The following is a 14,721-nucleotide window of genomic DNA, read 5'->3' as shown; positions in this document are numbered from 1 at the left end:
AGCGTCCAGCCTGCTCAGGACTGGTTGTCAATCCACTCCAGCAAGCGTCGGGCCTCTTCCGCCTGACGCCCGTCACTAACCTCCAGCAGGGCCCGACGCGCCGCCTCCGGCTCACCCAGGGCCTGGCGGGCATAACCCTGCCACAAACGAATCTGCCGCCGCTGCTCGGCATTGGCGTCAGACTCGGCGCGGGCCAGGCTGGCCAGCAACCCGTTCCAGTCTTCACTCTCCATCTGCACCGCTGCCACTCTCAGCCAGTGTGAAGCGCGACCACTGTGTTCAGCCAGGCTGCGCCAGGCCGACTCGGCGCGCTGCCGGTCACGCGCCAGCTGCCATAACTGGGCCAGGCGCTCACGTCGCTCAGCATTGGCCGGCAACAGCCCACGCTCGAACATTTCCTCCAGCAGCCTGGCCGCCTGCCAGGGTGCGCCGGCCTGGGTTTGCAGACCGACCAGGCTATCAAGGTCGGTGGCCGAGAAACGCACCCCGGCCTCATAAGCCAGGCGCAAACTGGCCGCCGCCGCCCGAGGACGGTTGTCCAGGCTTTGCATTGCGGCCAGTTGCCGCCAGTACTCCGCATTGGCAGGCTCACGGCGCAGCATCGGCTTGAGCCAGCGCTCGGCCTGACTGTAACGCTGCAGGCGGTAGTTCATGCCGACCAGCAATTGATACCAGGCGGCATCGATGCCTGGTTCTTCGCGCACAACCCGCTCGGCCAAGGGAATGGCCTTGTCGAATTGACGCAGCTGACTGTAGGCCTGCACTAGCAGGCGCTGACTGTCTCGCGGCAGAGCGCCGCGCGCCTGTTCTACCTCAAGCAACGTCACAGCCTCACGGTAACGCCCGGCCACGGCCAGCAACTGGGCCAGATTACGCCGATCCTGACTGGCGGCTTCGGCCTCCAGCCGGTCGTGTGCTAGAGCTTTGCTCAGCCAGTCGATCGCTTCCTCGTGGCGGTCACGGGCAATCGCCAGATAACCCAGCCGCTGCTCAATCAGCGCCTGCTCCAGGCTGCCGGCCCGCACCTGATTCAGCGCCTGCTGCAGCGTGTCGCGAGCCTGACCGTAGTTACCCTGCTGCTGCGCCTGCTGGGCACTGGTCAGGGCCTGAAACACGGAAGGCTGAACCGTCTGCTGAGCACACACCATCGGGCTTGCCAGGACCAGTAACAGGATCAAGTAACGCATCAGCGACCTCCATCCAAACGGAAGTAGAGCGTTTTGGTGGCTTCGCGCGCCACATTCTGGCCATTCTCCCGTCGCGGGGCGAAACGCCAGCGCATCGCCGCCCGGCGGGCCTCGCGCTCAAACACACCTGGAGGATTGGCATGGGTAACCCGCAAGTTGTCGACCCGACCGTCGGCGGTGATGGTGAAGGCTAGCGTGACCTCCCCTTCAATCCCAGCCGCCAGCGCCCGTTGCGGGTAGTTCGGCGGAATATCGACCAGTGGCGTCACTTCTTCCGACAGGCTTGGCGTGGCGTCCATGGTCGGGGCTGGCGGTGGCGTTGCCACTTCCGCCGCGGCACTGAGGTTCTGCAGGCTTGGCGCACTGCTGATCGCCAGCGGGGTACTGATATTCGGCAGGTCAATGTTGAGATTGACCTGGGTATCGACCTGCGGCTGCGGCGGCCTAGGCGGGGTCGGCGTGACCGGCGGCTGCGGGGTCGGCGGCTCAGGGGCCTGACGCGGCTGGCGCTCGCGACTGTCGCTCTGGGTATCGGAAACGCTGCGCACGAAGCTGACCCGTGCCAGCTCGTCGTCCGGCAGGCTGTTGTCACGCGGCGGCATGATCAGCACCAGCATCAGGGCGAACAGCGCCAGCGCCACCAGCAGCGCGCCAAGGAAACTGACCAACAGGCGCATCAGCGGCTCTCTGCCGTGGCCGCCAGAGCCACGTCCATGACCCCGGCCAGGCGTACCTGATCCATGACCTGAATCACCAGTCCGCTGCGCGAGTCGCGGTCGGCCTGGACCACGACACTGCTGTCCGGCTGGTCCACCCGCAGACGCTCGACTGCTGCGCGCACGGCGCGAATATCGACCCGCTGACGGTCGATCCAGATTTCGCCGTTGGGGCTGACCGCAATCAGGATATTGCCCTTGGGCTGCTCACTGGCGCTCGCCGCCGAAGGGGTTTGCACGGTAATCCCCGATTCCTTGATAAAGGAGCTGGTGACGATGAAAAAGATCAGCATGATGAAGACGATATCCAGCATCGGGGTCAAGTCGATGCCCGCTTCCTCGTCATTGCCGGTGTGCCTGCGCATGCGCATAACTCAATTCCTAATCGTGTCGCAGTCGGTCGGTAAGCCGCTGCAGCGCCCTGCGTGACTGTTGATCCAGCCGCGCCAGGCAAAATAAGCCGCTGATGGCGATCACCATGCCGGCCATGGTCGGCATGGTCGCCCGCGAAACCCCGGACGCCATGGCCCGGGGATTGCCATTGCCACTCAGGGCCATGACATCGAACACCTGGATCATCCCGGTCACGGTGCCCAGCAACCCCAGCAAGGGGCACAGGGCGATCAGTACCCGCACCAGCGGGATAAACCGGTTAAGCCGCTGCTGGGCCTGAGACAGCCAGGCGTTGCGTATATGCCGGGCGGCCAGGCTGGCGCGATCGGCCCGGGCTTGCCAGGCCTGCTGATAGCCCTGGGCCTGGCGGGGAAATACCCAGCCCAGAAACCACAAGCGCTCAAGCATCAACGTCCACAGCAGTACGGTGACCCAGAGAATGGTCCACAGGACCCAGCCACCGCTGTCGAGGAAATCGCGCAGCAGCCACAGTCCGTCAAGCACCGCGGCGCTCCTCGCCACGCTCATCGCCGCCCAGGTGCAGCGCGATCAGGCCGGCACTCTGCTGTTCCAGCAGCTGTACCAGAGCCTTGCTACGCGCCGCCACCAGGCTGTGCATGAACAGCAGCGGAATGGCTACCACCAGGCCCAGTACTGTGGTTACCAGCGCCTGGGAAATACCCCCGGCCATCAGTTTCGGATCACCGGTACCAAACAGGGTGATGGCCTGAAAGGTCGCGATCATCCCGGTCACGGTGCCGAGCAGCCCGAGCAGCGGCGCCACCGCGGCCAACAGTTTGATCAGCCCCTGCCAACGCTCCAGCGCCGGCGTTTCCTTGAGGATGGCTTCATCCAGCTTCAATTCCAGGGTATCGAGCTGTTCCAGCTTCGGTTGCGCACCGATGACCCCAAGTACCCGGCCCAGCGGGTTGCCGGTATCCAGGTTGTCCAGATCAGCAATCTGCCGGTCAACTCGTTGCTGGGTGCGCTGCAGCCAGGCTAGCCGCGCCAGCGCCAGCAGCAGGCCAATCAGACCCAGTGCCAGAATCACATAACCCACCAAGCCTCCCTGCTGAACCCGCTCCCACAGACTCGGGGTCAGTTGCAACTGGTTGATGACATTGCCACGCGTCGGGTCGACCCACAGGTCAGCCAGCCCGGTGCGCGGGCTGTCGAACTTGCTCGCCAAGCCATTGCCATCAGGCTGACGCGCAGCCACCAGCAGTTGCCCTGCTTCGGGTTGATAAATCAGGTAGTCACGCCCCTGCACTGCGATGAAGGGCCCCACTGCCAGCACCGGGCTGAGTTGCTGCTGGCCATCGCGCCCCACAACCGGTGCGTCGAAGCGGCTAACCTTGCCACTGTCTGTCATATCCTGCTGCAGGGTGAACCAGAACTGCTCCAGCGTCTCGACGGTGGGAATCTGCCGGCTCTCGGACAACTGCTGCAGAGTCGCGATCCGTTCAGGGAATTTCAGGTTGAGCAAGGAATCTTGCCACTGACTGAGGGTGTCACCCGCACTCTGGCGGACGACCCCGAACAACTCGCCCAGACTGCCACTGCGCTGGCTCAGCTCAGCCTGCAGTTCGGCCAGCTCAGCCTCCTGCTGATCGAACCGAGCCTTGAGCCGGTCGGCTTCAGCCTGAACCCCGGCCAGCGCCTGCTCGGCCTCGCGCAGCCGGCGTTGCTGCTGGTCGCGTTCAGTAATGAAGCGGGTTTCACGCTCACGCATTGCCGCCTGTTCGCTGCTACGCAGCTCACGGACGTTGCGCAGCAGATCGTCGAGGCTGGCCGGTTGCGCCTGTACCAGCGGCGCCATCAATCCGGCCAGCAGGATAATCAACAGGCGTTTCATGACTCACCTCCCGGCTCGCTGATCGGCGGCAGCGGTAACTTCAGCATCACCGGGGTTTGTTGTTGACGGGCAATGCTCAGTCCCTGTTCCAGCGTCCGGTGATAGCCCGACGGCAGGCTGGTCCAGCGCTGGGCCTGAGGATCCCAATAGCCCTGCTCGCGACCATCCAGACTCTGATAGAACAGCATCAGCCGTCCAAGCCGGAGGAAATCGACCACCCGGGCTTGGCCATTGGCTTCGACAGTGCCACGCCAGGCCTCCAGGGTCCGACCGTAATCACTTTCAATCTGATAGGCTTCGATGGTGCGCCGGTACTTTTCCGCTACGCTGACATCGGCCCGAGCCATCAGCTCCTTGAGCTGAGTCACCCGCTCGGCCCGCTCCTCTGCCAGAAATGGCAGATCCAGAGCGACGAACTGCTCCAGCGAGTCGACCATCCGCTGAATCATCGGCAGCACTTCACGCTGGGTCTCCTCAATGCTGGCCACCTGCAGTTGCAGACTTTCCAGTTCACCTTCCTGGGCGGTCACCATGTCGCGCAGGCGCTCGTTATAGGCCAGCAATTGCTCGCGCTGGGTGACCGCCTGGCGATAGCGCTCCAGCGCCTGCCGGGCAGCATCGTCCATCTGCTCGATCCGCTGCTGGGAAGCCGCCGCCTCGGCGCTCAGCGCCTCGCTCTCGGTCAGCGCCCGCTCACCGGCACTCTGGCCCAGCGCCAGACCCGGCAACAGGGCCAGCATCACCATCCACACCACTTTCATTGGTATCTCCCACCGCGCCGCTCTAGCCGGCGCCTCTTAAAAGAGAAGCATTATCATCTTTGACTGCACAGACTTCAACCACCAATCCAGCCCCGGGACATTTTCCCGGGCGTTCCCCTGCAGACTCCCTGACCACTGTGACAGACGGTCGCAGGCAACCCCATTCAACCTTTGCTCCAGATCAATACCGCCCCATGACCCAGCTACTAAAGTCGCCCTACACGTTATTCAAGGAGAGACTCCATGTCGCATTTCGTTTCCAAATTGACCGCCAGCCTGCTGCTGGCTCCGGCTCTACTCGCTGCTTCTGTCGCCCAGGCTCATCAGGCCGGTGATATCATCGTCCGCGCTGGCGCCATTGTGGTCGACCCGCGCGAGGACAGCTCAGGCATTAAGACCGGCGGCGCCAATCTGGGCGGCAAGGCTACCCTGAACAAGGACACCCAGCTTGGCTTGAACTTTGCCTACATGCTGACCGACCAGTTTGCCGTAGAGCTGCTGGCCGCCACCCCGTTCAAACACGAAGTCGGGGTTGCCGGCTCACCAGCGGGCCTGGATGCCCTTAACGGCAAACTCGGAACCATCAAACACCTGCCGCCGACCCTGAGTGCACTGTGGTATCCGCTGCAGAACAATTCAGCGTTCCAGCCCTATGTTGGTGCTGGGGTCAATTTCACCTGGTTCTTTGATGAGGAAGTAGGCAGCGAGGCCAAGGGCAAGGGTTTCCGCGGCCTGAGCCTGGATAACTCCTGGGGCTGGGCTGCACAGATCGGCGCTGATTACATGCTGACCGAAAATCTGATGGTCAACGCCCAGGTTCGTTATATCGACATCAGCACCACCGGCTACACTCACCTGGATGGCGTCGGCCGCCTGAAAGTCGATGTCGACGTTGACCCGTTTGTCTACATGGTGGGCCTGGGCTACAAGTTTTAAGCCCACCGGGAACGAACAACGGCCGCTACTGCGGCCGTTGGTTTTTGGCTCCCAGGCTCTGCTCCAGTAGCCCGGCCAGTTGACTGCGCCAGGCCCTGGGCTTGATCCCGAAAGTATGCAGAATCCGCTTGCCCGAGAGCGCCGCATTCTGCGGTTCCTTACCGGCCATCGGCTGACTGCTGAAGGGAACCGGCTGAATCAGCGGGTCGTGCTCGATATAACCGGCGGCCAGCAATTCCTGCACCAACGCCTTGGCCAGACTGATCCAGCTACTGACCTCGGCACCACCATAGTGGTAGAGCCCGTACAATGGGGCGTCACAGTCGACCTGTTTGAGCAGCGCCAGTATCACCCGGGCCACATCGGTCACCGGGGTCGGGTTGCCACGCCATTCTTCGGCCAGGGTCACTGGCTGGGCCGAACACAGCTGAGTCAACAAGCGTCCGAGCTGACCTTCAGCCGAACTGTCCAGCACCCAGCTCAAGCGCAGGATCAAATGCCGCTCCCAGGCCAGCAGCCGCTGCTCCAGCTCAGCCTGCATCGCCCCCAGCGGATCAGCCGGTGCGGTCTCATCCTTTTCGCTGTAGGGCGCCGGCTTGAGCCCATCGAAGACCCTGGCGCTGGAGAGCATCAGCAACAGCACGTCATGCTGCTGGCAGGCCGCGAGCAGCGCCGTATCGAAGGCCCGCTGAGCCTGCAACGTGCGGGCATCCTGGACACCCAGTTGAAACTGTTCATGGTAATGGGTCAGATTGACCACGGCGTCCGGCTGCTGCGCCAGCCAACTGTCCAGCGCCTCGGCGCGCCAGCCGCCTTCAGGCTGGCCGACCGCCATGAGCTGGATGTCTTCAGCCGCTGCCAGAGCCGTCAGGGCTTGTCCCAACCTATTGTCAGCCCCCAGCAGCATTACCCGCATGCGCATGCACTTACCTTTATCCGTTCAGATTCGCTGCATTGTGCATTGCTTGCGGCCTGCTCGTCACCCTCAGGTGTAGCTGATCAGTGCCTGGCGCTCTGGGTGATCCAGATGCGGCACATTGTTGAAACTGCTCAAACGCATTGAACGCTGGTTGAAGATGCAGTGAATCAACGCGGTATTGCGGGTTTGCAGGTTGAGTTCGACCATGATTTCTTCCGGCGCCTTGAGCAGTTGCCGTACCAACATGGCAATCGCCCCACCAGAACTGACCGCCAGCACCCGGCGGCCGGCACACTCGCGCATCACATACTCACGGACATACTGCAAACGCTGCTCGAATTGCACCCAGGTTTCCGGCAACTCACCCTGCAGCTCGCCACGCGACCAGAGCAGAATGCCCTGGCGCAGACGCTTGAAGAAGTCCGCCACCGCCGGTTTCTCCGGCAACGCCTGGTCCGGGAATTGAGTAAGATAGGCCTTCAGAATCGCATGAAAATCAAATTCGTTGAGCTCTGTCAGAACCTCGAAGCTGCTACCGCTGAGCCCCATCCCCTGACAGATGCCTTCGGCGGTTTCCCGATGCCGGACCATATCGCCGACCAGAACCCGCTCAAACTGCATGTCCCGCTCGCGAAAATATTCGCCCAGCAGCCGCGCCTGCTGATGTCCTAACTCGGACAACTGATCATAGTTGCTGGAGCCGAAGGAGGCCTGGCCATGGCGTACGAAGTAGATATCTGACATCGGGCAACCCATTTTCACTGAACAAAAGAAAACCCGGCAGACCGGGATAGCATTCTATGCTCGGTCATACCGGGTTTCACCGACAGTTACATATCAGAACGGAATGTCGTCATCAAAGCTGTCGTAATCGGGCGCCGGCTGCTGCTGAGCGGCTGGCTGAGCCTGCGGCTGTTGACGAGCCGGCTGCGCCGGACGTTCCTGCGGTGCACGTTGCCCCATGCCTTCTCCGCCCTGACGGCTATCGAGCAACTGCATCTGACCGCCCATATCGACCACGATCTCGGTGGTGTAGCGCTTGACCCCATCCTTCTCCCATTCGCGGGTCTGCAGACGACCTTCGATATAGAGCTTGGAGCCCTTGCGTACATACTCTCCAACGATTTCCGCCAAACGGCCGAAGAACACCACCCGGTGCCACTCAGTACGCTCCTGCATCTGACCGCTCTGCTTGTCTTTCCAGCTATCGCTGGTGGCCAGGGTGACGTTGGCCACCGCATTGCCGTTGGGCAGGTAGCGCACTTCCGGGTCGCCCCCTACATTACCGATCAGAATTACCTTGTTGACGCCTCTGGCCATGTTTTCTCTCCTGACGTGCCGCCGCCAGCTCAGGCCGGATCAATGACCCGATCCAGAGCCTCACGGTCGAGCACCTGTGTATCGACTTTTAGATATGCTGCGGCCTCTTCGGCCACAACCACCGCTTCAGCTACCCCCGGAACCGCGAGAATTCGCCGGGGTAATGCCTCATCCCGGACCAGCGCCAGGGGCAACGGCAGGCGGTAGCTGGTAACGTACGGTGGCTCGCCCATGGTAACACCAATCACCCACCAGGACAGTGCAAGCAACGCACAACAGACGAACACCCCGGTCAAGCCAAAGGCCCCGAATACCGCGCCACCCAGCACCCCACCCAGCGCCGCGCCAGCGAACTGGCAGGTTGAGTAGACGCCCATGGCGGTACCCTTGCTGCCGGCTGGCGCCAGCTTGCTGAGCAGCGATGGCAAGGTAGCCTCAAGCAGATTGAAGCCAATGAAGAACAGCACGACCGCCGTCACCAGCCAGCCCAGCGAATCAACACTCAGCCAGAACAGCGGCTGGACCAGCGCCAGTAGCATGATTGCCCCCAACACCACCCGTTTCATCTGTCGCTGACGCTCGGCATAGATGATAAACGGCACCATGGCGAAGAACGACACCAGCAAAGCCGCCAGATAGACCCACCAATGCTCCTCAGGCGGCAGCCCGGCCCGTTCCTGCAGAGCCAGCGGTACGGCAATGAATACCGCCATCAATATCGCGTGCAGTACCGCAATGCCGTAGTTCAGTCGCAGCAGCTCAGGGTTGCGCAGGGTCGGCCAAAAGGCCGCGCGCACCACCCCCGCCTCACGGTGACGAAGCGCCTGTTGCGGCGACGGCACCACCCAGAGCACCAGCACCAACCCCAACACGGCCAACCCGGCGGTCACCTGAAACACTGCCGTCAGGCCACCCAGACCAGCGATTACCGGCCCAGCCACCATCGCCACGGCAAAAGAAGTACCGATACTCATGCCGATCATGGCCATGGCCTTGGTCCGGTGTTGCTCGCGCGTCAGGTCAGCCACCAGCGCCATCACCGCAGCGGCGATTGCTCCAGCCCCTTGCAGCACCCGCCCGGCGATCACGCCATAGATAGTTTCCGCCTGGCTGGCCAGTAACCCACCCAGGGCGAACAGCACCAGACCACCAACGATCACCGGCTTGCGCCCAATCCGGTCGGACAGCATGCCAAAGGGAATCTGCAGAAAGGCCTGGGTCAGGCCATAGGCACCAATCGCCATGCCGATCAGCAGCGGTGTCGCCCCGGCCAGTCCCTGACCGTAAGTGGCCAGCACCGGCAGCACCATGAACAGCCCCAGCATGCGAAAGGCGAACACCGCCGCCAGCGACGAGGCCGCCCGGCGTTCGGCAGTGGTCATTGAATCAGCCCTGGGCATGGTGGCTCCGCAATCAGCAAAAGCGCGCATTCTAGCACGCCGACACCGCCCCGCCACGCCACGCCCCGAGCGACCGACGCCGCAAGCCCCATCACTTTGCCGTCCAGTGGCCGAAACCCGTATACTAGTCCGCTTTGCTGGCCGCCCGGTGCATGTGTTGTGGATACCATACTGATTCGTGGGGCACGCACCCACAACCTGAAGAATGTCGACCTTGATCTGCCCCGCGACAAGCTGATCGTGATCACTGGCCTGTCCGGCTCAGGCAAGTCCTCCCTGGCCTTCGACACCCTCTATGCCGAGGGTCAGCGCCGCTACGTCGAGTCGCTGTCGGCCTATGCCCGGCAGTTTCTGTCGATGATGGAAAAGCCCGATGTCGACCATATCGAAGGCCTGTCGCCGGCGATCTCCATCGAGCAGAAATCTACCTCGCACAACCCGCGCTCGACCGTCGGCACTATTACCGAAATCTACGATTATCTGCGCCTGCTGTATGCCCGGGTCGGCATTCCACGCTGCCCGGATCATGACCTGCCGCTGGCGGCCCAGACCGTCAGCCAGATGGTCGACCAGGTGCTGGCCCTGCCCGAAGGCAGCAAGCTGATGCTGCTGGCCCCGGTAATCCGCGAGCGTAAGGGCGAGCACCTGGCAGTGCTCGACGAACTGCGCGCCCAGGGTTTTGTCCGCGCCCGCATCGATGGCCGTGTGCATGATCTGGATGAAGCCCCGGCACTGGACAAACAGCGCAAGCACAGCATCGAAGTGGTGGTCGACCGGTTCAAGGTTCGAGATGATCTGCAACTGCGTCTGGCCGAATCCTTTGAAACCGCTCTGCAACTAGCCGACGGCATCGCCATTATCGCCCCCATGGACGGCGAAGACGGTGACGAAATCACCTTCAGCGCACGCTTTGCCTGCCCCGAGTGCGGGCACTCGATCAGCGAACTGGAACCGCGGCTGTTCTCTTTCAACAATCCGGCCGGTGCCTGCCCCAGCTGCGACGGGCTCGGAGTCAAGCAGTTCTTCGATCAGAAGCGCCTGGTCAATGGCGAGCTGACCCTTGGCGAGGGTGCCATCCGCGGCTGGGATCGGCGCAACGTCTATTATTTCCAGATGCTCGGCTCGTTGGCCGAACATTACGGTATCGACCTGGACACCCCGTTTGGCCAGCTGTCTGAGCAACACCGCAAACTGATCCTCAATGGCACCGGCAGCACTAAGGTCACCTTCCGCTACCTCAATGACCGCGGAGATATCGTGCTGCGCGAACACCCGTTTGAGGGCATCGTTCCCAATCTGGAGCGACGCTACCGGGAAACTGAATCGCAAAGCGTACGCGAAGAGCTGGCCAAGTACCTGAGCACCCAACCCTGTCCAGACTGCCACGGCACCCGACTGCGTCGCGAGGCTCGCCACGTATTCATCGACGAACGCAACCTGCCGGGCATTACCACCCTGCCGGTCGGTGCCGCCGCCGATTACTTCGGCCAGTTGCATCTGGATGGCAGCCGGGGGGAGATCGCCGAGAAGATCCTCAAGGAAATTCGCGAACGCCTGCAGTTTCTGGTCAACGTTGGCCTTGATTACCTGACCTTGGACCGCAGTGCCGACACCCTGTCCGGTGGCGAGGCCCAGCGCATCCGCCTGGCTAGCCAGATCGGCGCCGGCCTGGTCGGTGTCATGTATATCCTCGACGAGCCCTCAATTGGTCTGCATCAACGCGACAACGAACGACTGCTGGCAACCCTGGTGCACCTGCGCGACCTGGGCAACACGGTAATCGTGGTCGAGCACGACGAAGATGCCATCCGCCTGGCCGACTATGTGGTCGACATCGGCCCCGGAGCGGGCGTGCACGGTGGCCAGATCGTTGCCCATGGCACCCCCCAGCAGGTCATGGCGCACCCCGCCTCGCTGACCGGCAAATACCTGTCCGGGCGCAAGAAGATTGCCGTGCCGGCCAAGCGCACTCCACTGCAGAAAGGTCAGTGGCTAAAGCTCAAGGGGGCCTGCGGCAACAACCTGCAGAAGGTCAATCTGGAGATCCCGGTTGGGCTGCTGACCTGCATCACCGGCGTCTCCGGCTCGGGAAAATCAACCCTGATCAACAATACCCTGTTCCCGATCACCGCTACTGCACTGAACGGCGCCACCACCCTAGAGGCTGCCCCCTACGACAGCTTCGACGGCCTGCAACACCTGGACAAGGTAGTCGATATTGACCAGAGCCCGATCGGCCGTACCCCGCGCTCCAATCCGGCCACCTACACCGGCCTGTTCACCCCGATCCGCGAGCTGTTTGCCGGCACCCAGGAAGCCCGCTCTCGCGGTTACAAGGCCGGGCGCTTCTCGTTCAACGTCAAGGGCGGGCGTTGCGAAGCCTGCCAGGGTGACGGTCTGATCAAGGTCGAAATGCATTTTCTGCCAGATATCTACGTCCCCTGCGATGTATGCAAGAGCAAACGCTACAACCGCGAGACCCTGGAGATTCGCTACAAGGGCAAGAGCATCCATGAGGTGCTGGAAATGACCATCGAGGAGGCTCGCGAGTTCTTCGACGCGATTCCGGCGATTGCCCGCAAACTGCAAACCCTGATCGATGTCGGATTGTCCTACATTCGCCTCGGTCAGTCGGCCACCACGCTCTCGGGCGGCGAAGCCCAACGGGTCAAGTTGGCCCGCGAGCTGTCCAAGCGTGATACCGGCAAGACCCTGTACATTCTCGACGAGCCGACTACCGGCCTGCACTTTGCCGACATTCAGCAACTGCTCGACGTCCTGCACCGGCTGCGCGACCACGGCAACACCGTGGTGGTGATCGAACACAACCTGGACGTGATCAAGACCGCCGACTGGCTGGTCGACCTTGGTCCCGAGGGTGGTTCCAAGGGGGGACAGATCATCGCCAGTGGCACCCCGGAACAAGTCGCAGCAATGCCCCAGTCACACACCGGGCGATTCCTCGGCCCGCTGCTGGAGCGTGACCGTACCTGATTCATCCCGCAGATAATTTGCCTCAACGCAGACACGCAAAAGCCGGGCTTGTAGCCCGGCTTTTGCGGCAATGACCACTAAGGTCTTTGCCTGGCGGTTTAGGCCAGATCGAAGCGGTCCAGGTTCATCACCTTGGTCCAGGCCGCCACGAAGTCCTGCACGAACTTCTCTTGACCACCAGCCTGAGCATAAACCTCGGCATAGGCACGCAGGATTGAGTTGGAACCAAACACCAGATCAGCACGAGTTGCGGTGTACTTCTTGGCCCCACTCTTGCGATCCACGCCTTCGTAGATACCACCGTTGGACTTCCAAACGGTAGCCATATCCAGAAGGTTGACGAAGAAGTCATTGCTGAGCACACCCACCCTATCAGTGAAGACCCCGTGCTTGCTGCCGTCCCAGTTCGCTCCCAGCACCCGCATTCCGCCAACCAACACGGTCATTTCAGGGCCGGTCAAGGTCAAAAGCTGAGCCTTGTCCAGCAGCAGAACTTCGTCACTGATATCAACACCGTCACCTTTCCAGTTACGGAAACCATCAGCCACACCCTTTAGGTATTCAAAGGTATCGACTTCGGTCTGCTCCTGGAGCGCATCGACCCGACCGGCGGCGAACGGTACATTGACCGCCACACCCGCAGCCTTGGCTGCCTGCTCGACACCAAGATTGCCGGCGAGCACGATCAGATCAGCCAGCGACAGCTTGGTCGCGGGCTTGATGGCCTCAATCTTGGCCAAAGCAGCAACCGCGACCTTGTTGACCGCCCAACCACGCTGTGGCTGCAGGGCCAGACGCGCGCCGTTGGCACCACCGCGCTTGTCACCACCACGGAAGGTTGCAGCTGAGGCCCAGCCGAGCGAAACCAAGTCGGAAACACTCAACCCTAGCTCAGCGATCTTGGCCTTGGCATCAGCAATATCAGCAGCGGACGGCGCAGCGCCAGCAGGCGGCAACGGATCTTGCCAGATCAGATCTTCCTTCGGCACTTCCGGGCCGAGATAGCGCGCCTTGGGACCCATGTCGCGGTGGGTCAGCTTAAACCAGGCGCGCGCAAAGGCTTCGTTGAAAGCCTGCGGATCATTGAGGAACTTGCGCGAAATTTTTTCGAACTCGGGATCGAAGCGCAGAGTCAGGTCCGTGGTCAACATGGTCGGCTTACGCTTCTTCGACGGATCGAAGGGGTCAGGCATGATCTCTGGTGCGTCTTTGGCCTCCCATTGGATGGCGCCGGCCGGAGACTTGGTCTGAACCCATTCGTACTTGAACAGGTTTTCAAAGAAGTAGTTACTCCACTGGGTCGGGGTCTGTGTCCAGATCACTTCAATACCTGAGGTAATCGCATCCTTACCCACACCACTACCATAGCCACTGGCCCAGCCCAGACCTTGCTGTTCGATCGGTGCCGCTTCCGGATCCGGCCCGATTTTGTCGCCCGGAACCGCACCGTGAGTCTTGCCCAGGGTGTGGCCTCCAGCGATCAGCGCAACGATTTCCTCGTCGTTCATCGCCATGTTGCCAAAGGTGGCGCGAATAAACGGCGCCGCCGAACGCGGATCACCGCTGGCCTCCGGACCTTCAGGGTTAACATAAATCAGACCCATCTCGGTAGCAGACAAGGGACTGTCTTTCAGCGCCTCGGAACGGCGGTGTTTCAGCCACTCCTTCTCGGTCCCCCAGTTGACATCGTTATCCGGCTCCCAGGTGTCTTCACGACCAGCAGCAAAGCCGAAAGTACGAAAGCCCGAGGCCTCCAGGGCAATGTTGCCTGCCAGGATAAACAGGTCGGCCCAACTGATTTTCTGCCCGTACTTCTGTTTTACCGGCCACAATAGACGGCGACTCTTGTCCAGGCTGGCATTATCTGGCCAAGAGCCCAGGGGAGCGAAGCGGTGCTGACCGCGACCGGCGCCGCCACGGCCGTCTACCAGACGATAGGTACCCGCACTGTGCCAAGCCATGCGAATGAACAGGCCACCGTAGCTTCCCCAGTCAGCAGGCCACCACTCTTGCGAGTCGGTCAGGGTCTTCTTGATGTCAGCCTTGAGCGCGGCATAGTCGAGCTTCTTGAACTCTTTGGCGTAGTTAAATTTCTCGCCCAGAGGATTAGATCTTTCCGAATGCTGGTTGAGCAGATCAACGCGCAGCATATTCGGCCACCAGTCAATATTCTGGGTTCCAAGGCCCGCAGGATGGTAAGGGCATTTTGATTCAGTCGACATATGTTCCTTCCTTTAGGT

13 protein-coding genes are annotated in these 14,721 nt (G+C 61.6%); 2 read left to right on the top strand and 11 right to left on the bottom strand.

The features are described from left to right. Positions 1-14: 14 nt before the first annotated feature. From C2846_RS16090 to C2846_RS16065, 6 genes are read right to left on the bottom strand one after another with little or no spacing between them, the layout of a single operon-like run. Positions 15-1,187 carry a tetratricopeptide repeat protein gene (locus tag C2846_RS16090; RefSeq protein WP_080048685.1) on the bottom strand — a complete coding sequence of 391 codons (1,173 nt, stop codon included), beginning with the start codon at positions 1,185-1,187 and terminating at the stop codon, positions 15-17. Beyond that, entirely contained in the window at positions 1,187-1,864 is a 678-nt protein-coding gene (locus C2846_RS16085) for an energy transducer TonB (RefSeq protein WP_080048686.1), read from the bottom strand. Before C2846_RS16085 ends, C2846_RS16090 begins: the two co-directional genes overlap by 1 nt. Next, positions 1,864-2,274 (bottom strand): ExbD/TolR family protein, encoded by a 411-nt coding sequence (locus tag C2846_RS16080; protein WP_080048687.1) that lies wholly within the window; start codon positions 2,272-2,274, stop codon positions 1,864-1,866. Before C2846_RS16080 ends, C2846_RS16085 begins: the two co-directional genes overlap by 1 nt. A 10-nt stretch (positions 2,275-2,284) precedes the next feature. Then, entirely contained in the window at positions 2,285-2,824 is a 540-nt protein-coding gene (locus C2846_RS16075) for a MotA/TolQ/ExbB proton channel family protein (RefSeq protein WP_080048688.1), read from the bottom strand. Further along, the gene (locus tag C2846_RS16070) at positions 2,793-4,151 is read right to left on the bottom strand and encodes a MotA/TolQ/ExbB proton channel family protein (RefSeq protein WP_119701943.1); all 1,359 of its coding nucleotides are present in this window, start codon (positions 4,149-4,151) and stop codon (positions 2,793-2,795) included. Before C2846_RS16070 ends, C2846_RS16075 begins: the two co-directional genes overlap by 32 nt. Beyond that, positions 4,148-4,918, bottom strand: a complete 771-nt coding sequence (locus C2846_RS16065; RefSeq protein ID WP_080048690.1) for a DUF3450 domain-containing protein — start codon at positions 4,916-4,918, stop codon at positions 4,148-4,150. The genes C2846_RS16070 and C2846_RS16065 overlap by 4 nt, the downstream gene beginning before the upstream one ends. Positions 4,919-5,155: 237 nt before the next feature. Between C2846_RS16065 and C2846_RS16060 the strand changes: the two genes are divergently transcribed. Next, positions 5,156-5,848 (top strand): OmpW/AlkL family protein, encoded by a 693-nt coding sequence (locus C2846_RS16060; protein WP_080048691.1) that lies wholly within the window; start codon positions 5,156-5,158, stop codon positions 5,846-5,848. A gap of 25 nt (positions 5,849-5,873) precedes the next feature. Here the strand turns inward: C2846_RS16060 and C2846_RS16055 are convergent, their stop codons facing one another. From C2846_RS16055 to C2846_RS16040, 4 genes are all read right to left on the bottom strand, one after another. Next, positions 5,874-6,770, bottom strand: a complete 897-nt coding sequence (locus tag C2846_RS16055; RefSeq protein WP_240638219.1) for a sugar nucleotide-binding protein — start codon at positions 6,768-6,770, stop codon at positions 5,874-5,876. A gap of 63 nt (positions 6,771-6,833) precedes the next feature. After that, on the bottom strand, positions 6,834-7,511 hold the full coding sequence (locus C2846_RS16050) for a histidine phosphatase family protein (RefSeq protein WP_080048692.1): 678 nt from the start codon (positions 7,509-7,511) through the stop codon (positions 6,834-6,836). Positions 7,512-7,604: 93 nt separating this feature from the next. Next, the gene (gene ssb / locus C2846_RS16045; RefSeq protein WP_080048693.1) at positions 7,605-8,087 is read right to left on the bottom strand and encodes a single-stranded DNA-binding protein; all 483 of its coding nucleotides are present in this window, start codon (positions 8,085-8,087) and stop codon (positions 7,605-7,607) included. Positions 8,088-8,116: 29 nt separating this feature from the next. Continuing rightward, positions 8,117-9,487, bottom strand: a complete 1,371-nt coding sequence (locus tag C2846_RS16040) for an MFS transporter (RefSeq protein ID WP_080048694.1) — start codon at positions 9,485-9,487, stop codon at positions 8,117-8,119. A gap of 159 nt (positions 9,488-9,646) precedes the next feature. On the opposite strand from C2846_RS16040, the gene uvrA reads away from it, so the two are divergent. Beyond that, on the top strand, positions 9,647-12,481 hold the full coding sequence (uvrA, locus tag C2846_RS16035) for an excinuclease ABC subunit UvrA (protein WP_119701941.1): 2,835 nt from the start codon (positions 9,647-9,649) through the stop codon (positions 12,479-12,481). Positions 12,482-12,579: 98 nt separating this feature from the next. Here the strand turns inward: uvrA and katG are convergent, their stop codons facing one another. Continuing rightward, entirely contained in the window at positions 12,580-14,703 is a 2,124-nt protein-coding gene (gene katG, locus C2846_RS16030; RefSeq protein ID WP_119701940.1) for a catalase/peroxidase HPI, read from the bottom strand. Positions 14,704-14,721 lie beyond the last annotated feature (18 nt).

It is taken from the genome of Pseudomonas jilinensis (genome assembly GCF_003586265.1).
Lineage (GTDB): Bacteria > Pseudomonadota > Gammaproteobacteria > Pseudomonadales > Pseudomonadaceae > Halopseudomonas > Halopseudomonas phragmitis.
This window is presented reverse-complemented; position numbering and strand designations above follow the sequence as displayed.